The 24,914-nt window shown below is 43.5% G+C and carries 24 protein-coding genes and 1 other annotated feature; of the genes, 20 read left to right on the top strand and 4 right to left on the bottom strand.

Going from position 1 to position 24,914, the window contains the following annotated elements; translation table 11 throughout:
- Positions 1-3: 3 nt before the first annotated feature.
- Complete coding sequence (locus B5X77_RS21415; RefSeq protein ID WP_079509926.1) at positions 4-198, bottom strand: hypothetical protein; 195 nt, start codon at positions 196-198, stop codon at positions 4-6.
- A 179-nt stretch (positions 199-377) separates the two neighbouring features.
- Positions 378-616, top strand: a binding site (T-box leader).
- Between the two features lie 55 nt (positions 617-671).
- Between B5X77_RS21415 and B5X77_RS21410 the strand changes: the two genes are divergently transcribed.
- The 3 genes from B5X77_RS21410 (at position 672) to B5X77_RS21400 (ending at position 6,486) form a co-directional block, all read left to right on the top strand.
- A complete protein-coding gene (locus B5X77_RS21410) occupies positions 672-3,314 on the top strand; it encodes a valine--tRNA ligase (protein WP_079509925.1) in 2,643 nt (880 codons plus the stop codon).
- Between the two features lie 62 nt (positions 3,315-3,376).
- Positions 3,377-4,684 (top strand): bifunctional folylpolyglutamate synthase/dihydrofolate synthase, encoded by a 1,308-nt coding sequence (locus B5X77_RS21405; RefSeq protein ID WP_079509924.1) that lies wholly within the window; start codon positions 3,377-3,379, stop codon positions 4,682-4,684.
- A gap of 89 nt (positions 4,685-4,773) precedes the next feature.
- A complete protein-coding gene (locus tag B5X77_RS21400) occupies positions 4,774-6,486 on the top strand; it encodes a sensor domain-containing diguanylate cyclase (RefSeq protein WP_079509923.1) in 1,713 nt (570 codons plus the stop codon).
- A 26-nt stretch (positions 6,487-6,512) separates the two neighbouring features.
- Here the strand turns inward: B5X77_RS21400 and B5X77_RS21395 are convergent, their stop codons facing one another.
- The 3 genes from B5X77_RS21395 to B5X77_RS21385 are packed head-to-tail and all read right to left on the bottom strand — an operon-like array spanning position 6,513 to position 8,349.
- Positions 6,513-7,487, bottom strand: coding sequence for a hypothetical protein (locus tag B5X77_RS21395; RefSeq protein WP_079509922.1), 975 nt, complete (start codon positions 7,485-7,487; stop codon positions 6,513-6,515).
- Between the two features lie 12 nt (positions 7,488-7,499).
- The gene (locus B5X77_RS21390; protein WP_079509921.1) at positions 7,500-7,928 is read right to left on the bottom strand and encodes a PilW family protein; all 429 of its coding nucleotides are present in this window, start codon (positions 7,926-7,928) and stop codon (positions 7,500-7,502) included.
- A gap of 4 nt (positions 7,929-7,932) precedes the next feature.
- The gene (locus B5X77_RS21385; RefSeq protein ID WP_176167396.1) at positions 7,933-8,349 is read right to left on the bottom strand and encodes a type II secretion system protein; all 417 of its coding nucleotides are present in this window, start codon (positions 8,347-8,349) and stop codon (positions 7,933-7,935) included.
- 283 nt (positions 8,350-8,632) lie between these two features.
- Here B5X77_RS21385 and B5X77_RS21380 point away from each other — a divergent pair, with 283 nt between their 5' ends.
- The 17 genes from B5X77_RS21380 (at position 8,633) to minD (ending at position 24,913) form a co-directional block, all read left to right on the top strand.
- Complete coding sequence (locus B5X77_RS21380; protein WP_176167395.1) at positions 8,633-9,985, top strand: VanW family protein; 1,353 nt, start codon at positions 8,633-8,635, stop codon at positions 9,983-9,985.
- 24 nt (positions 9,986-10,009) lie between these two features.
- Positions 10,010-11,671, top strand: a complete 1,662-nt coding sequence (locus B5X77_RS21375) for a GspE/PulE family protein (protein ID WP_079509918.1) — start codon at positions 10,010-10,012, stop codon at positions 11,669-11,671.
- Positions 11,672-11,684: 13 nt separating this feature from the next.
- A complete protein-coding gene (locus B5X77_RS21370; RefSeq protein ID WP_079509917.1) occupies positions 11,685-12,725 on the top strand; it encodes a type IV pilus twitching motility protein PilT in 1,041 nt (346 codons plus the stop codon).
- A 2-nt stretch (positions 12,726-12,727) separates the two neighbouring features.
- A complete protein-coding gene (locus B5X77_RS21365) occupies positions 12,728-13,933 on the top strand; it encodes a type II secretion system F family protein (RefSeq protein ID WP_079509916.1) in 1,206 nt (401 codons plus the stop codon).
- Between the two features lie 126 nt (positions 13,934-14,059).
- Positions 14,060-14,500 carry a type IV pilin protein gene (locus B5X77_RS21360; protein WP_079509915.1) on the top strand — a complete coding sequence of 147 codons (441 nt, stop codon included), beginning with the start codon at positions 14,060-14,062 and terminating at the stop codon, positions 14,498-14,500.
- Positions 14,501-14,517: 17 nt separating this feature from the next.
- On the top strand, positions 14,518-15,270 hold the full coding sequence (locus B5X77_RS21355; protein WP_079509914.1) for a prepilin peptidase: 753 nt from the start codon (positions 14,518-14,520) through the stop codon (positions 15,268-15,270).
- Positions 15,271-15,285: 15 nt separating this feature from the next.
- Entirely contained in the window at positions 15,286-16,281 is a 996-nt protein-coding gene (gene pilM, locus B5X77_RS21350) for a type IV pilus biogenesis protein PilM (protein WP_079509913.1), read from the top strand.
- A complete protein-coding gene (locus tag B5X77_RS21345; RefSeq protein WP_139378407.1) occupies positions 16,278-16,916 on the top strand; it encodes a PilN domain-containing protein in 639 nt (212 codons plus the stop codon). The genes pilM and B5X77_RS21345 overlap by 4 nt, the downstream gene beginning before the upstream one ends.
- On the top strand, positions 16,913-17,734 hold the full coding sequence (locus B5X77_RS21340; RefSeq protein WP_079509911.1) for a hypothetical protein: 822 nt from the start codon (positions 16,913-16,915) through the stop codon (positions 17,732-17,734). Before B5X77_RS21345 ends, B5X77_RS21340 begins: the two co-directional genes overlap by 4 nt.
- 117 nt (positions 17,735-17,851) lie before the next feature.
- Positions 17,852-18,970 (top strand): SPOR domain-containing protein, encoded by a 1,119-nt coding sequence (locus tag B5X77_RS21335; protein WP_176167394.1) that lies wholly within the window; start codon positions 17,852-17,854, stop codon positions 18,968-18,970.
- 185 nt (positions 18,971-19,155) lie between these two features.
- Positions 19,156-19,728: a Maf family protein gene (locus B5X77_RS21330; RefSeq protein WP_079510342.1), complete on the top strand. Its 573-nt coding sequence runs from the start codon at positions 19,156-19,158 to the stop codon at positions 19,726-19,728.
- An 83-nt stretch (positions 19,729-19,811) separates the two neighbouring features.
- On the top strand, positions 19,812-20,483 hold the full coding sequence (gene radC / locus B5X77_RS21325; RefSeq protein WP_176167427.1) for a RadC family protein: 672 nt from the start codon (positions 19,812-19,814) through the stop codon (positions 20,481-20,483).
- A 158-nt stretch (positions 20,484-20,641) separates the two neighbouring features.
- Positions 20,642-21,664, top strand: a complete 1,023-nt coding sequence (locus B5X77_RS21320; RefSeq protein WP_079509908.1) for a rod shape-determining protein — start codon at positions 20,642-20,644, stop codon at positions 21,662-21,664.
- A 76-nt stretch (positions 21,665-21,740) separates the two neighbouring features.
- Positions 21,741-22,631 (top strand): rod shape-determining protein MreC, encoded by an 891-nt coding sequence (gene mreC, locus B5X77_RS21315; RefSeq protein ID WP_079509907.1) that lies wholly within the window; start codon positions 21,741-21,743, stop codon positions 22,629-22,631.
- A complete protein-coding gene (gene mreD, locus B5X77_RS21310; protein ID WP_079509906.1) occupies positions 22,628-23,146 on the top strand; it encodes a rod shape-determining protein MreD in 519 nt (172 codons plus the stop codon). Before mreC ends, mreD begins: the two co-directional genes overlap by 4 nt.
- A gap of 281 nt (positions 23,147-23,427) precedes the next feature.
- Positions 23,428-24,108 carry a septum site-determining protein MinC gene (gene minC, locus B5X77_RS21305; protein ID WP_079509905.1) on the top strand — a complete coding sequence of 227 codons (681 nt, stop codon included), beginning with the start codon at positions 23,428-23,430 and terminating at the stop codon, positions 24,106-24,108.
- A gap of 1 nt (position 24,109) precedes the next feature.
- Entirely contained in the window at positions 24,110-24,913 is an 804-nt protein-coding gene (gene minD, locus B5X77_RS21300) for a septum site-determining protein MinD (RefSeq protein WP_079509904.1), read from the top strand.
- Position 24,914: the final 1 nt, after the last annotated feature.

Here is a 24,914-nt window from a genome sequence, read left to right as displayed (position 1 = left end):
TCCTTAAATCATTTCAAATTTAATCGCCAGTGCAATCAAGATGAATATAGTCAGTAAAAAGACATCAAACGTTGTCGGAAAAAACAGGGTGCGAATTCCCTGGAATACACAAAAAGGAATGATCAGCTGTGCGCACACTCCCCTTGCGGTCCTTGCCCACCTCGGAAGTGCATATGGGTTATACCTTTTTTTCTTCATCGACATCCCTCCAAGCTGTAAGATATCCCTTTTTTATTCTATGTGGCATCGGCCCAAAACGTGCTGAATATTGGCACAGTATGTGTTAAGAAGTATAAAATAATAAAAAATAGGAAATGATGATTGACGTCAATCCTCTTTTTTAGGTAGTATAACTAATATACAAAACCAATAAATAAAGCAAAGCATTGACAGGGAAGAGTACATGAAAAACTGACTTGAAGAGAGGAAGTCCATTAGCTGGGAGGACTTCTAAGCGGGAATCATGGAAGGTCGCCCTCGAGCATCGCCTGGGAACGGAGCGGATCCCAGTAACAGGCGACGGTGAAGAGCCGTTATCCAGATTTGAGCCAGCATTATGATTCATTTTTGCTGGGAAAAAAGGTGGTACCGCGAACATACTCCATTCGTCCTTTTAAGGCGATTGGAGTTTTTTTATTTTTAAATGGAAATGAATTTGATTGGAGGAAAAAATGATGGAAGAGAATTTGTCGATGCCGACCAAATATGATCCGTCTTCGATTGAGCAGGGACGCTATGAATGGTGGGTCAACGGAAAGTTTTTTGAAGCGAAGAATGATGAAACCAAGAAACCTTATACAATCGTGATCCCGCCGCCAAATGTTACCGGAAAGCTTCATCTCGGCCATGCTTGGGACACAGCGCTTCAGGATATCCTTACACGCATGAAGCGTATGCAGGGGTACGATGTTCTTTGGCTCCCTGGAATGGACCATGCCGGGATTGCCACACAGGCAAAGGTTGACGAGAAGCTTCGCAGCCAGGGAATCAACCGCTATGAACTCGGCCGTGAAAAGTTTCTTGAGGAAGCCTGGAAATGGAAAGAAGAGTACGCACAGCATATCCGCAAGCAATGGTCAAAGCTTGGACTCGGACTGGATTACAGCCGCGAGCGCTTCACATTGGATGAAGGCCTTTCAAAGGCTGTTAAAGAAGTATTCGTATCTTTATACCGCAAAGGGCTGATCTACCGCGGCGAATACATCATTAACTGGGACCCGGCTGCTAAAACAGCTTTATCGGATATTGAGGTTATCCACAAAGACGTTCAGGGTGCCTTCTATCATATGAGATATCCACTGGCAGATGGCAGCGGCCATATCGAGATTGCCACGACAAGACCTGAGACGATGCTTGGTGATACTGCTGTTGCTGTCCATCCGGAAGATGACCGTTACAAGCATCTGATCGGCAAGACGGTTATCCTGCCAATCGTCGGCCGTGAAATCCCGATTGTCGGCGATGATTATGTTGATATGGAATTCGGTTCTGGTGCTGTTAAAATCACTCCTGCACATGACCCTAACGACTTTGAAATCGGCAACCGCCACAATCTTGAAAGAGTCCTTGTCATGAACGAAGATGGCTCAATGAATGCGAAAGCCGGCAAGTACCAGGGCATGGATCGTTTTGAGTGCCGCAAGCAAATCGTCAAGGACCTTCAGGAAGCAGGCGTTTTATTCAAGATTGAAGAGCATATGCACTCTGTTGGGCACTCAGAGCGAAGCGGAGCTGTTGTAGAACCATACCTATCCACACAATGGTTCGTAAAAATGCAGCCGCTCGCTGACGAAGCAGTTGCGCTGCAAAGCAAAGAAGAGAAAGTAAACTTTGTCCCTGAACGCTTTGAAAATACGTATATGCGCTGGATGGAAAATATCCGTGACTGGTGTATTTCCCGCCAGCTATGGTGGGGCCACCGCATTCCGGCCTGGTACCATAAAGAAACAGGCGAGGTATACGTTGACCATGAACCGCCTGCAGACCCTGAAAATTGGGAGCAGGACAACGACGTTCTTGACACATGGTTCAGTTCAGCTCTATGGCCATTCTCCACAATGGGCTGGCCGAATGAGGATGCAGCCGATTATAAGCGCTACTATCCAACGGCTGCACTTGTAACGGGCTATGATATTATCTTCTTTTGGGTTTCTAGGATGATCTTCCAGGGACTTGAGTTCACTGGCCAAAGACCATTCCAGGATGTACTGATCCACGGACTTGTTCGTGCAGAAGACGGCCGCAAGATGAGTAAATCACTTGGCAACGGTGTGGATCCGATGGATGTCATTGACCAGTACGGAGCTGACTCACTACGCTACTTCCTGACAACAGGAAGCTCACCGGGGCAGGATCTTCGCTACAGCACTGAAAAGGTTGAAGCGACCTGGAACTTTGCCAATAAAATCTGGAATGCATCACGTTTTGCTTTAATGAATATGAATGGACTGAAATATGAAGAAATTGATTTGAGCGGTGAAAAATCGGTAGCTGACAAATGGATTTTGACAAGGCTAAACGAAACGATCGAAACAGTGACAAGGCTATCAGACCGCTACGAATTCGGTGAAGTGGGCCGTGCGCTTTATAACTTCATCTGGGATGATCTTTGTGACTGGTATATTGAAATGGCAAAGCTTCCTCTATACGGGGAAGATGAAACGGCCAAGAAAACGACTAGATCCATCCTTGCGTATGTACTAGATAACACAATGCGTCTGTTACATCCATTTATGCCTTTCATCACAGAAGAAATCTGGCAGAACCTCCCGCATAAAGGCGAGTCGATTACAGTTGCCAGCTGGCCTGAGGCGGATTCCGCTCTTACAGATCAACAAGCTGCAGAAGATATGAAGCTGCTCGTTGAAGTCATTCGTTCTGTAAGGAATATCCGCTCCGAGGTGAACACGCCTCTAAGCAAAAAGGTCGATATGTTCCTGAAGGTGAAGGACGAAAAGACGCTTAACATGCTGGAAAACAACCGTGGCTACATCGTTCGTTTCTGTAATCCAGAAAACCTCGAGATTGGACTTGAAGTTAACGCTCCTGAAAAAGCAATGACGGCTGTTGCAACTGGCCTGGAAATCATCATGCCGCTTGAAGGCCTGATCAATATTGACGAGGAGATCGCACGGCTGCAGAAGGAGAAAGAAAAGCTGGATAAAGAAGTAGAACGTGTCCAGAAGAAGCTTGCCAACGAAGGCTTCGTTAAAAAAGCGCCTGAAAAAGTTATTGAGGAAGAGCGTGCGAAAGAAAAAGACTATCTGGAAAAACGTACAGCGGTTGAAGCTCGCATCAATGAATTGAGAAACTAATAAATGAAACTTTGAAGACGAACCATTTTGGTTCGTCTTCATCTTGAATTGAGGTGTTGAACATGTTTGAAACATATGAACAAGCAATTGACTGGATTCATGCTAGGCTTCGTCTGGGCATGAAACCGGGGCTTTCCAGGATGGAATGGATGCTGGAAAGGCTGGATCACCCCGAAAGAAGGATTAAAACGATCCATGTCGGCGGTACAAACGGAAAAGGCTCTACAGTCACATTCCTGCGCTCTATCCTGCAGACAGCAGGCTACAGGGTCGGCACTTTTACTTCTCCATATTTCGAACAATTCAATGAACGGATCAGCATCAATGGAAATCCTGTCAGTGATAAAGAGCTGGTTGAAATGACGAATGTGATCAAGCCGCTTGCCGACGAACTGGATCGATCCGAATTGGGCGGACCGACTGAATTTGAAGTGATTACAGCCATGTCAATTTATTATTTTGCCAAAATGTCACCAGTTGATGTTGTGATTTATGAAGTGGGTCTTGGCGGGCGTTTTGATTCCACCAATGTCATCCATCCGCTGCTTTCAATCATTACCAGTATCGGTCTTGACCATACAGCGATCCTTGGCGATACATATGAACAAATAGCTTTTGAAAAAGCGGGCATCATCAAGAACGGTGTAAGTGTCATAACCGGAGTTAAGCAGCCCGCAGCCCTTGATGTAATCCAGAAAAAAGCGCTAGAAGGGAAATCCCCGATATATCAGCTTGACAAGGACTTTTTAACGGGTTCAAGAGAAGCGGTGCCTCATGGAGAACGATTTGCCTTCACAAGCATGTTTGGTAACTATATGAACCTGGAGACATCCATGCTTGGTTCCCATCAGGTTGACAATGCAGCTTGTGCTGTCATGGCTGCGCAGGTCCTGGCAAACTACTACTCCTTCATGATCGAAGAGTCAGATGTCCGGGAGGGGCTAAAACTTGCGTACTGGCCGGGAAGGCTTGAAATCCTCAGTGAGGCTCCCTATGTTCTGATCGATGGAGCGCATAATGAAGAAGGAATAAATGCACTCGCCAGTGAAATAAAATCTCGATATGCCGATAAAAGGATTACCATCTTATTTGCGGCTCTCAAAGACAAGAAGCTGGACAAGATGATTGCAACCCTGGAAGATGTTGCGGACCAGCTTGTTTTCACCTCATTCGATTTCCCGAGGGCAGCATCTGCGGAAGAGCTGCATGCAGCAGCGAACATCAGCAATGTTAAGATAGCACCTAATTATAAAGAGTTTCTCTGCGATAAAATTACTGACTTGAAAAGCGGTGAAATATTCATCGTAACAGGCTCTCTTTACTTTCTTTCCGAGGCAAAGCCTGTGATGGTTAGTCTGTTAAATAATTAATAAGAAAATTATGACATTGCACTAAAAGTTTGTTAAAATATTCTAAAAGCATGACTTTATACCTAGTAAGAGGGAGGTGGATAGATAAAATGACCCCAATGCTCAAAAAATCCATTTGGTTTGCCTGGTTTCTGGTTGTTCCAGTCGGAATCTGGCTGACCTATAAAATCTATCCACCGGAGGATGTAAGTGTATGGGAAGTCATTCCCTTCCTTTTCCTGATGGCAGTCGTCGCTGCGATGCCGATGGTTGTGAACAATACCCCTATTTTTCTTATCCAGTGGGTATCTCTCGCTGTATTTTTGACTTATGGTGTTTTTATCGAAATGGTATTGATGCAGATTTCGGTATTGATCCTTTTAATGAGACTTCGAGTTCAAAAGTCTGATTTATACAGGATTCCTTTAAACTCGTTAATGTTCTTTATCGTTTCATTAGTGAGCGGCCTGCTGTTTTATGCCCTTGGTGGAAGCCATGGTAATCATCTGGCAAAGGATCCCTATACCTATGTGCTTGGAACGGTTTATGGAATCAGTAATTACGGGGTAAACACAATCTTCCTGCTATTATTGCAAGCGGTGATCTTAAAACAGAAGGGGCCGTATTTTGGTAAAGACTTTATCTGGGAAACTGTCACGACACTTATTACCTTCCCGATAGGCTTTGTGCTATTTGAATTGTATTTAAGCGATATGGGACATTATTCGCTGTTGTTTGTAGGCATTCCTTTTGCGAGCCTGTCTATCATTCTCAGTCTCTATTATTCCAGCGGCAAGGTAAACCAGTTTTTACAGAGTGCAGCGGAAATCGGGCACCAGCTGGCAGAAAGACTTAAAGCTGATGAAGTAGTTGATCTTTTTGTCCAAAAGCTTATTGAGATGCTGCCTGTTGACTATGCCTACATTTTGGATGTAGTGGAAAATAAGGAATTGAAACTGATTCACAAGGTTGAATTCGGTGAAATTCTGGAGCCAGCTGCGGCAAATCTTGGAAAAGGGAAGGGCATCAGCGGACTGGTCTGGGCTGAAAAAAAGCCGGTGCTCTTTCATTCTAAAAAAGAATGGCGCCATATAAATTCGGGCTATATCCCGGCAGGAGCTGAAAGCATCCTTAGCGTTCCGATCGTCCGTAATAACCAGGTTGTGGGTGTCCTCTTCCTCGCTGCCAATAAAAAAAGAGCATTTGAAAAGTCGCAATTGATGATTGTCGATATCCTTTGCTCTCACTTTGCGATTGCCGTGGAAAACGCAAGGCACCACGAAAAAACAAAGGAATATAGCGAGCGCTGTGCTTTGACGGGACTATACAATTACCGCTACTTTGAAAATATGCTGACAATGGAATTCGAAAAATTGCAATTCGGCCAAAGGGATCTTTTATCTCTGATTCTGCTCGATATTGACCACTTCAAATCTGTTAATGATACATATGGGCATCAAAGCGGGAATGAAATTTTGATTGAACTCGGTGAGCGCTTAAGAACAAAAATCGGCAATATCGGGACTGTTGCGCGTTATGGCGGAGAAGAGTTCGTCATCCTGCTGCCAGACATGATGAAAGGCGATGCCATGAAGCTGGCGGAACAAATCAGGCTTCTCATTGCCACAGATCCTTTCATCCTCCTGCAATCTATGGATGAAGAAGCGAATCAGCAGCATGTCAGCATTACCGCTTCAATCGGCGTAGCCACTGCCCCCCAGGATGCCGATGACTCCCTGGCGTTAATCAGGCATGCTGACAGGGCTTTATATGTCGGTGCCAAGCGATCCGGACGAAATCGGGTTGCGGAATATGTGAAATGATAAAGGCTGACCGCGTGGGTCAGCCTTTAATATTGTACCTTTACGCCATTGTCAGGGTTGATGTACCATTCATCATCCTTCGGTCTTGGACAGGACTTATTTTTGCCGGAAGGAAAATCTGTATATTCAACCAGCTTTCCTTGATTGTCCATTCTGTAAATATTTCCGTATACACAAAATGAATAGGCATGGCCATTAATTTCTGGCTGGGACGTGAAAATCGCATCTCCAAAGACAAAAATGTCAGCAGTTCCAGAGAAAATGACTTTATCATTAAAGAAGGCATTCCCATTGACTTTAATCGTCCGATTGCCCTGAATTTGAATTTTTTGCTCGAAGTAAGTGGATGAGTCAAAAGCCAGATGTTTATCATTTCCTTTTAAGTCAATCGGAGTGGTATGCACCACCTGATAACTTGATTTGTCAGGCTTAGGCTCTCCCTCCAGACTTTCGCTATTTTTTTGGATAGTAATAGTACTTTCGAGAGTTTTAGTTTCGTTCTCCGTTTGTCCATAACTTTTAAATTTAACGGCTATCGTTTCATCTGCCTGTATTTCTGAGATGAAGATGTCTTTTACTTCATATAAATTGCTTCCTTCTACAATTCTTAAAAGGCTATTGTTCAGTGTATCGATTCTTAATTTGAGATTCTCTAGAAAATAATCGTCATACTCAGCCGTACACCTAATAGGGTTTTTATTGCATTTCTTTACCTTCCCATTAGGGTGGGGTTTTTTATTGCCATTGTTATTTTTAATGGTACGATCCGCCATCGATTCGGCATACGAATTCGCCTGTATGACGGCATTACCAAGCCATGCTTCATAGTGGGCTACACCCATTTCGGCAATGTCTGTGGCCTTATTGTTCTGATCTGTCTTATTAAATTGTTTGCGGGCAGACAGTGCCATTCCACTCATTGAAAGAGCCACGGTAAAGGTTAGGGTGATGATCACCAGGACAAGGACAAGTGCGTACCCTTTTTGATTTTTCACTTTCAAACCAATACCTCCTTAATATCTTTTTACTGTTGTTTCAACTTCGTATGTCTGCCCTTTTTTATCGGTTAAGTTAAGTTGAACTGTAAGTGGTTGTTGAGTGTCAACCTTTATATTATTTATGGAAACTGGTGCAGGATAACCTGCCTTTAATTCAAGATCATAACTGGTGTCGCCAAGCAGGGTATCTGCAGAATCTTTTCCAATGAATGCTCTCTTGTCTGAATCATCATAATAGATCCAATAGGAATCATTTTTCTGGTGATACTCCTTAATGGCTGCCAGGATAAGATTGGCATTCTGATCCATGCTGTTTTTAGAGGAAATTCGATCGTAATTATTATTAAAACTGAAAAACACTCCGTATATGATTCCTGATATGGTGAAAAGTACTGTAATTGCCGCGAGAAGTTCTACCAATGTTAATCCTTTTTGGTTATTCATATATTCACCTTCTTATATACGTAAATGTTTCAGAGGAACTTTCAGGATCATCATTGTCAAAGATTGTCACCTTTGTTTTAATCAAATTTTCTTCACCAGGTGTGAAAAATGCCGATATAGTATATGTACTATTGATGGTTTGTCCGGAAAGTGCTTCTATAGCTTCTTTATTTAATTCACATTCCAAATCAGCACAATCTGTTCTTGTTTGCAATCGGCTCTTGGATATGTGAACTTCTATTAAGTTTACAACTTGCTGGGCGGTCTGAGAGGTTGATAGCTTCTCTTCATTTTTTTTGACGAACAATGCTGATTGGCTGAAGAAGCCAGCAAAAGAAGTAAGAACGATTGTAAGAATTACGATTGACCCTAAGACCTCTATTAAGGTCACACCACGCTGTTTATCCAACTTTTTTACCAAGACCTTCTTCCTCCATCTTCTAAATCTAGTAATTTTATTATACAATATTACCAAGTGGAAATTGTCTAATTTTGAGATTTCAAGCAGAATATTCTAAGAAAACTGTTGGAATCTTAGAATTATTAAAAAAAGGAAAAAAGATTTTATGGGTATTTTGCCTCTAGGTCTTTTTAAGGACAATTACATGCCTTTAGATATGAAGATCTCCTGCTACATTAAAATCAGAAATACAGAAGAATCCATTCTAAAATCTACTAAATTAATCAGCCGGGAGGAGAAGTACGTGAGAAAGCAGCAAATCATTAAATTTTCGCTAATCCTCTCTGTTTTTACTGTTTTTATATTTAGTTTTTCCTATTATGGAGTACCCGCATTCGGATCCCTCGCATCCAGCAACCAGACATTTACTGAAAGTACATACATAGGAACCGTGGATGTATCTAATAAAACACATGAGCAGGCAAAGGCTGTCGTTGAAGCGAAAGTGAACGAGTGGTTATCATCAGCAAAAATCAGTCTGGTATATAAAGGCGAAATATATGATGTTGATCCATCAAAATTCATTTACTTGGTTGATGAATCGGTTGCAGACGCTAAAAGCGGAACTCAAAATGAGCTTTATGTAGAAATGAACGAAGGTATTCTAAGTGGATTGTCCCTGCCAGAAACTACAGTTACGCACATAGAAAAAGAAATGCTAATGAATGAATTGCGGACAGCGGGCCAACGTTTGGCACCATCTTTGGAGATCAGCCTGGAAAACTTTCTTCCAGAAGAGGAGCCAGTAACGATATCACAAGCTTCCATTGATCTTCCGGAAGACAGCAATGAAATTAAAGAACTCATGAAAGTGGTTCAAAAGATAGAAATAGCTTCAGAATCTCAAGTCTCTTTAGCCAACACTGCGAATGAAAAAGGGCTGATCGAAAAGTCTTCTTTTGCTTTCAGTCAAATTGCATCAGCAATCTATAAAGCGATTTTGCCTACTAATTTTGCCATTACTGAAAGGCATATCAGCAGCCAATTAGCAGGAAATATTGAACTGGGATTTGAGTCAAAGGTTGATTTTGCAAACAATCTTGACTTGAAATTTTATAACCCTAATAAATCCGCCTATAGGATCGAGCTAGCTATTGCGGAAGAAAAATTGCAGGTAACGGTTAAAGGTGCACCTCTTTTATATGAATATAAAATCGCAACATCCGGGAAGCAGGAGTTCAAGCCGAGAACAATAAAGCAGTACTCTCCACTTTTACAGTCGGGTCAAAAGTCGGTTGAAAAGGAAGGTAAGTCGGGATTTGTGATTACAGTCAGCCGAGAAAAATACGTGCCAAAAGGAGAGCTCCTTGAGTCACTATTTGTTTCAGAAGACTTTTATCGGCCAGAGCACAGGGTAGAAATCCTTCCTGTAGCTCCTGCAGTTCAGCAAACGAGCCCAAGCCATGATAGCACAGGCACTGTGACAGGACCTTCTGGAAATCAATCAACAACAACTGTTCTTCCAGGTGTTCCAGCAGGAGATAACAGCATCACACCTGACCAAGATCATATCAATGACTCTCCAGGACAGGATGCAACCACTGATACTAAAAACGATGGAGGGCTTTGGGGAAAGCCGAATGAGGAGCCAAAATAAACAGTAGGACCGGGAGCGAAGAAAATGAGACAAACACGAAAGCGGCTTGGTGATTTATTAGTCGAAACAGGGATGATTACAGCTGAACAGCTGCAAGGAACCCTTTCTGAAAAAGCTGATGGCCAGAAGCTTGGTGATGCATTGCTCCAACAGGGCCTTATTACTGAACAGCAGTTGATTGAAGTCCTGGAATTTCAGCTAGGAATCCCGCATATCAGCTTATATCGCTATCCGTTTGATACCAAATTGTTTACCCTTGTGCCTAAAGAGCTGGCGAAAAGGAAATTGGTCATTCCGCTGAAAAAAGAAGGCGATAAATTATTTGTTGCAATGGCAGATCCAATGGACTTTTTTACAGTTGACGATCTTCGGCTTTCAACAGGCTTTCACGTCGAAACTGCTATCGCTACAAAGGATGACATCCTGCGGGCAATCAATAAGTACTACGATAGCAATGAGGGATTTGAGGAGTTCATGGAGCTCACTTCTCCGGTTGAAACGATAAAGGAAGAAGTCCTGAAAGAAACTGATTCGCCGATCATCCGCCTGGTCAACCAGCTGCTTTCTGGTGCCTCCGCTCTAAAAGCGAGTGATATTCATATAGATCCTCAGGAAACAAGAATAGTAGTCCGCTATCGAGTTGATGGAATACTTAGAGTTGAACGAGTATTGCCGAAGCATATGCAAAATGTGCTGATTGCCAGAATAAAAATCATGGCGAACCTGGATATAACCGAGAATCGCATTCCGCAGGACGGGCGCATCAAGGTGAATATTGACTTCCATCCTGTCGATATGCGTGTTTCAACAATGCCGACTGTATTTGGGGAAAAGGTCGTCATGAGGATCCTGGATATGGGCAGCACGTTAAATGATATTGAAAAGCTTGGATTCAATAAGCAAAATCTTGAACGGTTCTTGAAGATGATTATAAAGCCAAATGGAATCGTATTAATCACGGGTCCAACAGGATCAGGTAAATCATCAACATTATATGCAGCTCTTAACAAGCTAAATAGCGAGGAAGTCAATATCATCACGATTGAAGACCCTGTAGAATACCAGCTTGAAGGCATAAACCAGATACAGGTGAATCAGAACGTTGGGATGACATTTGCAGCCGGGTTAAGGTCCATTCTCCGCCAGGATCCCGACATTATAATGGTTGGAGAAATACGGGACAAGGAAACCGTTGAGGTATCTGTAAGAGCATCGCTTACAGGTCATCTGGTTTTGAGTACTATCCATACGAATGATGCGCTAAGTTCAGTGACACGAATGCTTGATATGGGTGTGGAGCCTTTCCTGGTTGCATCATCTTTAAGCGGAGTAGTCGCCCAGAGACTTGTCAGAAAGGTCTGTCGGGATTGCGCCAAAGCTCATGAGCCAACAAAGCGGGAAATTGATATTTTCGCAAAGAGAGGAATTCAAATCGATACCGTCTGGAAGGGCAGCGGCTGCTCTTCCTGTAATATGACAGGGTACCGCGGACGGATTGCCATCCATGAGGTATTGGAAATCAATGAAGAACTTCGTAAGGCTATCATGAATGAGGAGCCTGTCACCGTCCTTCGGGAGATTGCCGTAAAAAATGAGACCATCTTTCTTATTGATGACGGCTTGCTGAAGGTACAGCAGGGTCTTACGACTACTGAGGAAGTATTAAGGGTGGCTATTACAGAGTAAGCGGGGATAGAAAATGAAAGAAAAAATCGAGCATTTGCTAAGTTCCGGTTTTGAACTTAAGGCCTCCGATATCCATATCACTGTCGGCGTGCCACCAATATTGAGAATTAACGGGGAATTAAGAAGATACGGCACAGAGGCGATTTTGCCTGAAGATACAGAGGGAATGGCAAAAGCAATCATTCCTGCAAAACTATGGGACGACTTCAAGTCCAAGGGGGAACTGGATTTCTCCTATGGAATCCCGGGCATATCGAGATTCAGGGTCAATGCCTATCACCAGAGGGGATGTGTCTCGCTCGCAGCACGTATCGTCCCAACGACAATTCCTACGCTTGAGGATCTGGAACTCCCCTCGGTACTGAAGAAGATCGCCGAGAAGCCACAGGGACTTGTACTCGTTACCGGGCCGACTGGAAGCGGAAAGTCAACAACACTGGCAGCAATGATTCAGTATATGAACAAAAATATGTCGAAGCACATAGTCACACTCGAAGACCCAATTGAGTATTTGCATAAGCATGGAAACAGCATCATAGACCAGCGTGAAGTGGGCTTCGACACGAATAACTTTGCCAACGGATTGCGTGCTGCCCTCAGACAGGACCCTGATGTGATCCTGGTCGGGGAAATGCGTGACCTGGATACAATTCAAACCGCAATTACAGCTGCTGAAACAGGCCATCTCGTTTTGGGTACACTGCATACATCAAGTGCACCGGCAACCATCAACCGGATTATCGATGTCTTTCCTTCCGCCCAGCAAGCGCAAATACGGATCCAGCTGGCTTCAGTCCTGGTTGCCGTTGTCTCACAGCGACTGTTTCCTACGGTTGATAAAAGAAGCCGCCGCGGGGCAACTGAAATCCTGATCAATAATGCAGCAGTAGCGAATTTGATCCGCAATGAGAAAATACACCAAATCATCAGCATTATGCAAACATCAAAGGCATTTGGCATGCACACGCTTGAAATGAGCATTAAAGAACTGGTGATGCAGGGAATTATCTCTAGGGAAGCGGCAGAACCATATTTACAGGAGAAGTTGGTGTAAGCATGGCAAGATTCAAATATTCTGGCCGGGACCGGACCAAAAAGCGCTCAGGGACATTAACTGCTGGCTCCAAGCGTGAAGCACTGGAAAAATTGCGGGCAGAGGGAATCAGGACCACTGAGATTATGGAGGTTCCCGAGACACTGCTGACAAAGGAGATAACGATTGGGAATCCAGTCAAACTTCAGCATCTTGTCATCTTTCTGCGCCAGTTTGCAACTTTGCTTAAAGCAGGGGTATCGGTTGTGGAATCTACGAATATCCTTGCCCGCCAGACAGAAAGCAAAGCATTAAGGAAAGCATTGCTTGATATTGAAGCGGAGTTGAGAGATGGAAACCAGTTATCCCAGGCTTCTAGCAGGCATAACAAGATTTTTTCACCTATGTTTATAAACATGATTAAAGCCGGTGAAGCAGGCGGTAATATGGATGAGACGCTGGAACGTCTTGCCGAACATTATGAGAAACAGCATAACACCAGGCAGAAAGTCGTCGCCGCTTTGACATATCCCGCAGTCATCGGCCTGATTGCGATTGGAGTCGTAATCTTCCTTCTTGTTTCAGTAGTACCAACATTCGTAGGGATGTTTGAAGATTTTGGCGGGGAGCTTCCGGGTATCACAAGGTTCGTCCTTGCGGCAAGTGAGTTCATGCAAGATTTTTGGTGGCTTCTCCTGTTGTTACTCACAGGGGGTGCTGTCTCGCTGGTTTTAGCGAAGAAAAATAAGAATACGAAATACTTTCTTGATTATGCCATGTTAAGAATGCCGATTTTTGGGAACCTGATGCAAAAAGCAGTGCTTGCAAGAATGACCCGTACATTGAGTTCGTTGTTCACAAGTTCAGTACCAATCCTACAAGCGCTGTCAATTGTCGAAAATGTCGTTGAGAATGAAGTGATTTCCCGTGTCGTACGCGAGTCGCGTGATGCAATGGAGGCCGGAGAATCCATGACTGGGCCGATGCGCAGACACTGGGCTTTCCCGCCACTAGTGACCCAGATGATAGCGATTGGCGAAGAAACCGGCTCACTTGACGGCATGCTCGGAAAAGTCGCTGATTTCTATGAAAAGGAAGTAGAAACAAGCACCGACCAGATAAAATCATTGATCGAGCCGATCATGATTGTCCTGCTGGCCGGTCTCGTCGGAACGATTGTCACATCCATCATGGTGCCAATGTTCGACATTTTCAATCACGTCAACTAAAAATTGGCAAATAAAGACAAAAAACTATCGTGTTTATATATTAATTTAAAAGTCTATCGATTATAATATTGATAGATACATAGTACTTTTGTACTGGGTGAATAAAACTAAAAAGGAGAGATTTAAATGTTGAGAGCGATTAAGAAAAGAATGAAAGATCAGAGAGGTTTGACACTTGTCGAACTATTGGCGGTTATTGTTATTTTGGGGATAATTGCGGCGATTGCGGTGCCTAGTATTGGGAATGTTGTTCAAAAGTCAAAAGAAGATGCTATCAAAGCTGAAGCTTTGCAGATAATAAATGCAGCTAGGTTATTTTCTATAGAGACTTCTATTCCTTCAGGAGGCGTTAGCCAAGTAGAGTTAGAACCAAAATATCTTGATAGCACAGATAATTTTGATGAGTATTCGGTTAAATATGTAGGTAACGAACTTTTGCTAACTGGAGATGGAAAAAATGGGTCTTTAGTTATTAAGTTTAAAAGCGCTTCAAAAGATGCTATAAATAAAGATGCTGGTAGCGGAAACAGAACTATACCAGCTCCAGCTCCAACTCAACCTGAGTAGTTAATTAGAGTATGAATATGGTTACTTTCATATTTTTTTACGGCCTCCTCCTAGGCTCCTTCTACAACGTAGTAGGCCTGCGAGTGCCAGAAGGCAAATCCATCGCAGCGCCGCGCTCGTCATGTCCGAAATGTGGGCACCAGCTGACGGCGCTTGAGTTAATTCCAGTTCTATCATATGTATTCCAAAGGGGGAAGTGCCGCCAGTGCAAGGTCGGCATTTCTCCCGTTTATCCTTTTTTCGAGCTTTTGACGGGCTTGCTTTTTGCAGCGGCATTTCTATTCATGGGCTGGAACTTTGATCTTGTGATTGCTCTTACGCTCATTTCTTTATTTATTATTATTACGGTCTCTGATCTGGCTTATATGATCATCCCGGATAAGGTACTGCTGGTGTTCACAGGGATTTTTGCGCTTGAGCGAATCTATCAGCCACTTATGCCATGGTGGGATTCTTTCATTGGTGCAGCAACCGGGTTCATTCTCCTCTTATTGATCGCTTTCGCGAGTAAGGGTGGCATGGGCGGCGGCGATATCAAGCTTTTTGCGTTGATTGGTTTTGCTGTAGGTTTTAAGACTATGCTGCTCGCCTTCTTTTTCTCCACCTTTTTTGGGGCTTTTTTCGGAATCATTGGGCTGCTTTTTGGTCTTGTAAAGAAGAAGCAGCCCATTCCATTCGGTCCATTCATCGCCATTGGCACGCTCACGGCTTATTTTTTCGGGGAAAATATTATTGATTGGTATCTGAATTTATTGGTTACAGTTTTTTAATAAGGAGTTTTTGAAATGGCATTTTCCCTTTTTTCTGGCAGAAGCAAAGTTGTCAATATTGTCATCAATGACCATTCTATTCGCTATGTTGAATTGAAACAGAAGAATCCAGCTGTTCCGCTGCGTTTTGGGCAGCGGTTTTTGCCTCCAGGGGTCATTTCGGACGGAAAGATTCAAGATTTTGATACATTGGAGAATATCCTTGACGAATGCATTGAAGACTGGAAGATTGCTAAAAGGGAAGTTCGATTCATTGTACCCGATTCACTTGTGATGATAAGGAAGGTATCTATTCCTGCTGATGTGAAAGAGGATGAAATTCATGGTTATTTATATTTGGAATTAGGGACTGCTATCCACCTTCCATTCGAGGACCCGGTGTTCGATATTGTAAGCCTTGGGACTGAAGGTAAACAACAGGAAGTTCTTGTTTTTGCTTCTCCTGAAAAATATGTGACTGAATATGCAGATTTGTTCAAAGCTGTCAGACTTAAGCCAATTGCTGCCGATATATCCCCCCTGGCGATTTACAGGCTATATCGCCAATCCGATTTGGCGCATAGCAGCGAAGTCTTGCTGTCAGTCCAATTTGATCTTGATGTTGTCAGCATGTGTGTGTTTGAGGAACATATCCCTGTTTTTATGCGCCATATTCCGGGGGACCTGAAGGAAAACTGGAAGGTCAAGTGGAGTAAAGGTGATTCCTCTGAACAGGAAATGGTGTATGAAGGGGAAATTTCCGAGCTAACCTTTCAGCTAGAGGATATTTATCGTGACATCTTAAAGCTGATGGATTTTTACCGGTATTCGCTTAGCCAGGGGAAAAAGGAAGTAACCAAAATCCTCGTAAACGGAGACCACCCAATGCTTGGGCGCATTATAGCTGATATAAAGGAACAATTAGAGGTTCCTGTAGATACCCTGACGGTCAATATACCTGGCAGTGAGCAGGACTCATTCCCTAATTCGTTTCATCTGGCGCTGGGACTTGGATTAAAAGAGGTGCAATGATGCTTGTAGAGATTAATCTTTTACCTAAAAAGGAACATCAGAAATCCTCCATACTAATTATTGTCCTGGCAGGAATTCTTTTATTATCAATTATTGCCTCCATCATTTTTTTTCAGGGAAGCAGCTATGAGGACAGGATGGCTTCTCTTGATAAACAGATCCTGAGTGTCCAAAAGCTGAATGAAGTCCAACAGGCAAAATTAGCTGATGGAGATACAGGCAGCTCGGCTGCAAAGCTCCAGAAAGCGGTGGAGTGGGCGAAGCAATATCCGCTAGAAACCGTTCCGCTTCTTCAAAATATTATCGCGCTTTTGCCGGAGCGCGGATTCATCCAAAACTTTGAGTACGGTAATACAAATTCTGTCGTCATTAAGATTCAATTCGATGCCTCAAGAGATGCAGCTTTTTATCTGAGTTCCCTGAAAGAATCAGACTGGGTGGAAAAAGTGACGCTTATGAAAATTGTGGCAGAATCTGATGGAGATACTAGCAGCGCAGGAGCAGCAGGTTCTACAACCCAAGAAAGAGAAGCGGAAACCCTTCCGCGCTATAGCGCAGAATATGAAATCTTTTTTAAGCCTGAACAGTTTAAAGAGAAGAAAGAAATGGCTTCAAAAGAAGGAAGTGACACATGAACCTTCAACTTGAAAAGAAACATGTACTGGCAATGATTGGGTTAGGATTGCTGTCAATATTGGTTTATATGGGTGCTTATTTTCTTTACATATCTCCTTTGAAGGGAAGTATCGCATTAAAGGAAAGCCATCTTAAAACTGAACAGAAGCTTAGCGGGACATTGGAGGCGCGTTTAGCTGCAGCCAGTGGGAGTGATTTTAATAGTACCGCAGAACTTCAGAAACTGCTCCCTGTCGATCCAATGACAGAACAGCTCGTGCTGGACCTTGAGAAGGCGGAGGTCATCTCGGATAGTTATATCACTTCGATGGAATTTAACCATGACGGAGAAAATGCCAGCGCAAGCCAGGCTATTGACGCAGGGCAGCAAAATTCCGCCGCTGAGACTGCCGCTGGCCAAAACCAGGGAGTGGAAACCATCTCTGCCAATGACGAGCAACAGATAACTTTTCCAGAGGGGGTGTCTAAAACCTCTATAACAGTCATCGTTGAGTCCGACGGTTATTTTTCCCTCGAGAAATTCCTGGCTACCTTGGAGAACTTGCAGCGAATTGTCCTGGTTGATTCCATTTCATTCAGCGGGCCTGAGGAAATTACTTCTCTTTCGGATAATGATAATAACATTAAGATGACCCTTACAATAAATACATTCTATCTTTCAGGTTTAGATGACTTAAATACTGAAAGACCTAAGATAGAAACCCCGGCCCCGGCTAACAAACGCGATCCGTTCCCTGCCTTTGGGGATTATTCAAAAGATAATGTCAAAGATCAAGAGCAGTCAACGGATGAAAGTAGTGAAACAGACGGGAACTAATCTAGTAAAAAAATTGACGAAAGCATTCTATAACAAGACGACAAAAGTCTTGTTATTTTTTTTTGTCTGTATGATAGGATGAAGCAAAATAGGAGCGGGCAGGGGGAGGTACAAGCATTGGACAAGCATGGCAAGACAATCACAATCAAGATTAATGGCAAGGACCGTCCGGTTCAGGAAAACAAGCAGATTCACGAGAATGAGACCGTTAAGAGGAAGCAGAAAGACGAAATGATCAATAAGCATAAATACGATAAAGAAAAAGGTAATAAGTTCCCGATTCACGAGATTCGTGAGGAGCGCAGCAAGGTGTATCCGTTGGATAATGAGGCAGCAATAAATGAAACTGCGGCAGCCCAGGAAAAGGCTGGGGATAATTTTGAATGGGTTTTGCCTGATCCCATCGAACAGGAAATTGTTAAGGAATATAAAATAGCTCCTGAGAAGCCTAAGAACAAAAAGAAGGGCTTAGGGGTTTCAATCTGGAATGCTAAGCCAAAGCGGAGCAATCGGTTTTATACGACAATTTTTGTGACTGTTTTTTTTGCGGTCTTACTTGGTACGGGGTTTGGGGTCACCTTTCTTAAGTTTGTAGCATCTGAACCGGAGACGGCTGCACCAGCTGCCACTGCTCCAAAAGAAGCACCGCCGGCTGATAATCCAGCAAAAGGCGGCGAGGGACTCGAATTAAAATCAATTCCGGTTTTTATCGTCCAAAACGGGATTTTCACTACAGAGGAAGGCGCGAAGGAAAGGGTAAACCTCCTTGCAGGAAAGGGAGTTACTGCTGAGCTATTCCCTGTAAATGGCAAGTTCGCTGTCTATTTAGGAACCGCTGGAAGCATCGAGTCGGCAAAACAACAGGCTGAGGCACTAAAGGGTAAAGGATTGGAGGTTTTTGCTAAACCTTTCGAAATCTCTGGAGGAAAAGCCTCTGGTTTAACCGCAGAGGAGGCGAAATTCCTCCAGCAGTCTTCAGATATATATGGAATTCTTATGAACGGATCGCAAGCTTCACCCGAAGAAGTGAAAAAAGCAGAAGATTACAATGCGCTGCTTCAAAAAATCGAGGACAAGAAAGTAAAAGATAAAAATATCCTTAAAGCCAAAGCCAGTATGGAAAAGGCAAGCGGATCATTCATTGCTTACCAGAAAACAAAGGATGCCAATCAAATTGCAGAAATGGAGAAAAGCCTGCTATCTTTCCTGTCTGCCTATCAGTCAATTGGCAAATAGCCTTTAGGATGCTTATAAAAGAATATTTTCCGGGAAATTGTACAAATTAACAGAGCCTTCGCCATTTTGTGCCAGGCTCTGATTTTTTTTGCTAAAGCAATGGCTAAAGATTGTGACATATGGTGAACTTTGGTAGTATTAGCTTGTATCTCCCTTTGATGCAAAAAGAAAAGAAAGGTGATTTTATGCAACGCCTCATTTTAGCCTCTTCTTCTCCACGGCGAAAAGAACTTCTTGAAAACCTCCGCTTGCAATTCGAAATCTCTAGCAGTGATGCAGATGAAAGTTTCAGTGCAACCTTAAGTCCCTCTGAAGCAGTGATGGAGCTTGCTTCAAGGAAGTCGGGGATGGTGGCTCAGAATTTTCCGGATTGTTTCGTAATCGGCTCAGATACAGTCGTTGTACATGACGGGATGATTTTAGGGAAGCCTGAAAGCGGACAAGAAGCTTCAGAGATGCTCAAAAAGCTGTCTGGGAATACCCATTCAGTCTACACTGGAGTATCCATTATCTCCCCTGAGAAGGAAACGCGTTTTTATGAAAAAACAGATGTGACGTTCTGGGAATTGTCAGATGAAGAAATCGACACCTATATAAAGAGCGGTGAACCATTCGATAAGGCTGGCGGCTATGGAATCCAGGGATTCGGCAGCATGCTTGTCAGGGAAATCAGTGGGGATTATTACACAGTTGTTGGACTGCCTGTTTCAAGATTGGTCAGGGAGCTAAGAAAAATCGGTTACATCCTTCCTTATTAAAAAGAAAACCACAGAAACTTCTTCTACACTTCCCTCGTCATAAACATGACTGGGAGGAAAATGTATTGTCTACACAATCATTAATGATCAGAGATTATCCGCAAAATGAGCGGCCCAGGGAGCGGTTTGTCCAAAATGGCCCCCAGAGCCTCTCCAATCATGAATTGCTTGCCCTGCTGCTTGGTACAGGCTCGCGGGAGGAATCTGTCCTTCAGCTGGCAAACCGAATGCTATCCCAGTTTGAAGGCCTTCGCCTTTTAAAAGATGCAACTCTCGAAGAGCTGACCCAAATTAAAGGAATTGGCAAGGCGAAGGCCATCCATGTCCTGGCTGCAGTTGAAATTGGCAGGCGTATCGCTAATCATACCCTTGATGAACGTTATGTCGTCCGTTCACCGGAAGACGGAGCGAAATATTTGATGAATGATATGCGCTTTTTGACCCAAGAGCACTTTGTCTGTCTTTATTTGAACACGAAAAATCAGGTGATCCACAAGCAGACGATTTTCATCGGCAGCCTGAACGCTTCGATTGTCCATCCGCGCGAGGTGTTCAAGGAAGCAGTCCGCAGATCGGCAGCATCAGTCATTTGTGTGCATAATCATCCATCTGGTGACCCGACGCCGAGCAGGGAGGATATTGAAGTTACCAAACGGCTTGCTGAGTCGGGAAAAATCGTCGGGATTGAATTGCTTGACCATCTGATTATTGGAGAAAATAAATATGTTAGTTTGAAGGAAAAAGGGTATGTATGATACTAGGATTTTGATTGACGTTAAGATATAATATAATTTATGATTTTTGCGGACAACTTTCATTTACGCCGGAAAATCTGCCTATGAACATTCAACTACGTTTTCTATAGATTGCCTGTTCTTTTATTGCATTTTTTGTTAAGAAAGGGAGATACAAAATGTTTGGGATTGGAACAAGAGACCTGGGGATCGACCTCGGTACAGCGAATACACTTGTTTTTGTAAAAGGAAAAGGAATTGTCTTAAGGGAGCCTTCTGTCGTAGCTCTTCAGACCGATACGAAAAATATCGTTGCTGTTGGAAATGACGCGAAGAATATGATTGGACGTACTCCTGGCAATGTTGTAGCGCTTAGGCCTATGAAGGACGGCGTTATTGCCGACTATGAAACAACTGCGACAATGATGAAGTATTACATCAAGCAAGCTACTAAGAACAAAGGCTGGTTCGCTGGCAAGCCGTATGTAATGGTTTGTGTTCCATCAGGAATCACTGCCGTTGAAGAGCGTGCTGTAATTGACGCTACACGCCAGGCCGGGGCAAGGGATGCATTCACGATTGAGGAACCGTTTGCAGCGGCAATCGGCGCCAACCTGCCAGTTTGGGAACCGACTGGAAGTATGGTTGTCGATATTGGCGGCGGAACGACTGAAGTAGCGATCATTTCTCTTGGCGGTATCGTCACATCCCAATCTGTTCGGATTGCTGGTGATGAGATGGATGACGCGATCATCAATTATATCCGTAAAACATATAACCTTATGATCGGTGAGAGAACAGCTGAAACGATTAAAATGGAAGTTGGTTCAGCAGGTGACGCGGAAGGAATCGAGAACATGGAAATCCGTGGTCGTGACCTGTTGACTGGATTGCCAAAAACAATCGAAATTACTGCAGAAGAAATCGCCAGGGCGCTGCACGACACCGTATACGCGATTGTCGATGCTGTTAAGCTGACGCTGGAAAAAACTCCGCCGGAACTTGCTTCTGATATAATGGACCGGGGAATCGTCCTTACAGGCGGCGGCGCGTTGCTGCGTAATTTGGACAAGGTCATCAGTGAAGAAACCAAGATGCCGGTATTGATTGCAGAAGATCCGCTTGATTGTGTCGCAGCCGGTACAGGCAAAGCACTGGATCATATCGATTTATTCAAAGGCAAAGCAAAAGAATCAAGATAATGAGAAGAAGGGAAGCGGGAATTTATCCACTTCCCTCATCTTCTGTCACCATATTTTTAGATTAGAGGTGTAAATCATGCCACAGTTCTTTTTTAATAAACGCCTGATAATGCTGCTTGTGAGCATTATAGTCCTCGTGGCATTGATTGGTTTTTCTTTAAGGGATAGAGAAGAATTGACCTGGCCTGAGCAGTTTGTCAAAGACTCGACCAGCTGGGTGCAATCGGTGGTCTCCAGGCCTGCTAATTACGTTGCCGGCATCATTGAAAACCTTCAAGACTTGCAAAATACATATCAGGAAAACAAAGAGTTGAAGAAACGCGTTGATGATATGGCCCGACTTGAAGCCAAAGTATACTCCCTTGAAAAAGAAAACGAGGAGCTTCAGGAAATTTTAGATAAAAAAGAATCTCTTGCAGACTATGAACCGATCCAGGCAATCAGGATTGCCAGAAGCCCTGAACGCTGGAATGAATTGATCATCATCAATAAAGGCGCGTCCAACGGCGTGAAAAAAAACATGGCTGTTATCACGGCAAAAGGATTGATAGGCAAGGTCAAGAGCACGACTCCGTTTTCTGCTACAGTCCAATTGATCAGCTCTATTGATCCGACCAACAGGATTTCTGCGATCCTTCAAGCTGATAAGCCGCTTTACGGAACAATCGAAGGATACGATAAGAAAAAAGAGCTGCTGTTACTAAAAGGGCTTCCGTTTGATGCTAAAATTGAAAAAGGGCAGAATGTTGTAACGACTGGTATGGGCGGTATCTTTCCGAAAAATCTGCCGATTGGAAAAGTTGTCAATGTCGTACCTGATCAATTCGGCTTGAATCAAACAGCATATATAAAACCTGAAGCAGATCTTTATGATTTGGAACATGTCATGGTTGTTAAGAAATCAATGGTCTCTGTGGACCTTGAAGAAAGCTTGGAAGATGGCGAAGGTGAGGAGGAAGGCAATTGATCCGTTTCCTGCTCCCCGCGCTTTTCGTTTTTTTATTCATCCTTGAAAGTTTGTTTGTCGAGTTATTGCCAGCAGAGTTATTTGATAGTGACAGAATCCTTGTGCCGCATTTCCTCATGGCCGGAATTCTGTTTTTGACGGCATATTTGAGTCCAAAGCATGGAATTCTTTACGGACTCATTTTTGGATTGCTTTTCGATCTCGTTTACACAGAAATTATTGGGATCTACCTATTCATGTTCCCGTTTATTGCCTATTTGTTTGCAAATATGATGAGGATTCTGCAAGGAAATGTGTTGATTGTGTCTTTCCTGTCCCTCTTCGGGATTGCAGTTTTGGAAATGGGAGTTTATCAGCTGATGCTGTTAATTAAAATAACTGACCTGGACTTTTCGACCTATGTTAAAATAAGACTAGTCCCAACATTGATTTTGAACCTGGCTTTTATCATCCTGGCTGCCTACCCGTTCAAAAAGCAATTCGAAAATGCTGCTGACAGAATTAGAAACGATTAAGCTTCATTTTCTGAATCAAGACAATTTGTAGAAATGTATTTTTACATGAAAGCAGCAGGGTTTTGCCGAAATAGCATTCATGATTTTTCAAATAGAGGAATTTGGCGGACGCTTGTCGAATAATTCCTTTCAGGTAAAATAAGAAATTATTTTCTAGAGTGCCGAGATTTAAAGTTAAACTTTTACACTTAGATTAGTGTCTAGCTCCAGCGCCTGGCCTCTTAAGAAGTTTCGGGGTCAACCCAGGCGCTTGTGCTTTTCGTATGAGGTGAACATCCAGTATGAAGAAAACACAAAATGTGACAATTAAAGGGACAAAAGATGGCCTTACGCTCCATTTGGATGATACTTGCTCTTACGACGATTTGAAAAAAGAGTTAGAGAGGAAGCTTTCAAATTCTACACGAGTACAGGAGGAGCAGCAGCTGCTTTCTGTTAAGGTGAAGGTAGGGAATCGGTACCTTACGAAGGCCCAGGAGGAAGAACTAAAAGACCTGATCCGGCAAAAAAGGAATCTGATCGTCGAGGACCTTGAGACGAATGTTATTTCCAAAGACGAAGCTGACAAACTTCGGCAGGAGACTGAAATCGTTCCTGTTGCCAAAGTGATACGCTCCGGACAGGTTCTTGAAATTACCGGTGATCTGCTGCTCATTGGAGACGTGAATCCCGGGGGGACCGTGAAGGCGACGGGGAATATATTTATCATGGGTGCCTTAAAAGGAATTGCACATGCCGGTTCAGCAGGCAATGATGAAGCGGTCATCGCTGCGTCGGTCATGAAGCCATCCCAGCTCAGGATCAGCGACTGCATAAACCGTGCTCCGGACGAAGCGGCAGAGGATGAAAATCGCATCATGGAATGTGCGTACATATCAGACACTAAACAAATCGTTGTTGATAGATTGCAAGTTTTAATGAAAAAAAGACCTAATTTAACTAGATTCGAAGGAGGCCTCTAAAGTGGGAGAAGCGATTGTAGTTACATCCGGAAAAGGCGGGGTTGGCAAAACAACAACTTCTGCTAATATAGGCACAGCTTTGGCCCTTCAAGGCAAAAGAGTCTGCCTTGTCGATACAGACATTGGCTTGCGCAACCTGGACGTGGTTATGGGCCTTGAAAACCGCATCATTTATGATCTTGTTGATGTTATTGAAGGCAGATGCAAAATCCATCAGGCACTGGTTAAAGACAAGCGCTTCGATGACCATCTTTATTTGCTTCCAGCTGCCCAGACGAGCGACAAAACTGCAGTCCAGCCTGAGCAAATGAGAAAATTGGTTAATGAACTGAAGCAGGACTATGATTATATCATTATCGATTGTCCCGCAGGAATCGAGCAAGGCTACAAAAATGCCGTTGCAGGAGCAGACAAGGCGATTGTCGTGACCACACCGGAGGTTTCCGCTGTAAGGGATGCTGACAGGATTATCGGCCTGCTTGAAAAAGAAGAAAATGTTGAATCTCCGAAATTAGTGATAAACAGAATTCGCAGCCATATGATGAAAAATGGCGACATGCTCGATGTCGATGAGATTACCACACATTTATCCATCGATTTGATCGGGATTGTTGCGGACGATGATGAAGTCATCAGAGCATCCAATCACGGCGAACCAATCGCCCTGAACCCAAACAGCAAAGCTTCTATCGCCTACAGGAATATTGCCCGCAGGATTCTTGGCGAATCCGTACCATTGCAGCAGCTGGATAACGAAAGTAAAGGCATGTTCTCCAAAATCAAAAAATTCTTTGGTGTCCGCTAAA

The sequence above is a fragment of the Mesobacillus jeotgali genome (assembly GCF_900166585.1).
Classification (GTDB): Bacteria; Bacillota; Bacilli; order Bacillales; family Cytobacillaceae; genus Mesobacillus; species Mesobacillus jeotgali_A.
This window is presented reverse-complemented; position numbering and strand designations above follow the sequence as displayed.

Excerpts from the sequence above, each read along its gene's own strand:
- B5X77_RS21320 (WP_079509908.1), top strand. The coding sequence starts at position 20,642 with ATGTTTGGGATTGGAACAAGAGACCTGGGGATCGACCTCGGTACAGCG.
- B5X77_RS21405 (WP_079509924.1), top strand. The coding sequence starts at position 3,377 with ATGTTTGAAACATATGAACAAGCAATTGACTGGATTCATGCTAGGCTT.
- B5X77_RS21415 (WP_079509926.1), bottom strand. The coding sequence starts at position 198 with ATGAAGAAAAAAAGGTATAACCCATATGCACTTCCGAGGTGGGCAAGG.
- B5X77_RS21410 (WP_079509925.1), top strand. The coding sequence starts at position 672 with ATGATGGAAGAGAATTTGTCGATGCCGACCAAATATGATCCGTCTTCG.
- B5X77_RS21360 (WP_079509915.1), top strand. The coding sequence starts at position 14,060 with ATGTTGAGAGCGATTAAGAAAAGAATGAAAGATCAGAGAGGTTTGACA.
- B5X77_RS21400 (WP_079509923.1), top strand. The coding sequence starts at position 4,774 with ATGACCCCAATGCTCAAAAAATCCATTTGGTTTGCCTGGTTTCTGGTT.
- B5X77_RS21330 (WP_079510342.1), top strand. The coding sequence starts at position 19,156 with ATGCAACGCCTCATTTTAGCCTCTTCTTCTCCACGGCGAAAAGAACTT.
- B5X77_RS21375 (WP_079509918.1), top strand. The coding sequence starts at position 10,010 with ATGAGACAAACACGAAAGCGGCTTGGTGATTTATTAGTCGAAACAGGG.
- minC (WP_079509905.1), top strand. The coding sequence starts at position 23,428 with ATGAAGAAAACACAAAATGTGACAATTAAAGGGACAAAAGATGGCCTT.
- B5X77_RS21345 (WP_139378407.1), top strand. The coding sequence starts at position 16,278 with ATGATGCTTGTAGAGATTAATCTTTTACCTAAAAAGGAACATCAGAAA.
- B5X77_RS21390 (WP_079509921.1), bottom strand. The coding sequence starts at position 7,928 with ATGAATAACCAAAAAGGATTAACATTGGTAGAACTTCTCGCGGCAATT.
- B5X77_RS21355 (WP_079509914.1), top strand. The coding sequence starts at position 14,518 with ATGGTTACTTTCATATTTTTTTACGGCCTCCTCCTAGGCTCCTTCTAC.
- radC (WP_176167427.1), top strand. The coding sequence starts at position 19,812 with ATGATCAGAGATTATCCGCAAAATGAGCGGCCCAGGGAGCGGTTTGTC.
- B5X77_RS21370 (WP_079509917.1), top strand. The coding sequence starts at position 11,685 with ATGAAAGAAAAAATCGAGCATTTGCTAAGTTCCGGTTTTGAACTTAAG.
- mreC (WP_079509907.1), top strand. The coding sequence starts at position 21,741 with ATGCCACAGTTCTTTTTTAATAAACGCCTGATAATGCTGCTTGTGAGC.
- pilM (WP_079509913.1), top strand. The coding sequence starts at position 15,286 with ATGGCATTTTCCCTTTTTTCTGGCAGAAGCAAAGTTGTCAATATTGTC.
- B5X77_RS21340 (WP_079509911.1), top strand. The coding sequence starts at position 16,913 with ATGAACCTTCAACTTGAAAAGAAACATGTACTGGCAATGATTGGGTTA.
- B5X77_RS21365 (WP_079509916.1), top strand. The coding sequence starts at position 12,728 with ATGGCAAGATTCAAATATTCTGGCCGGGACCGGACCAAAAAGCGCTCA.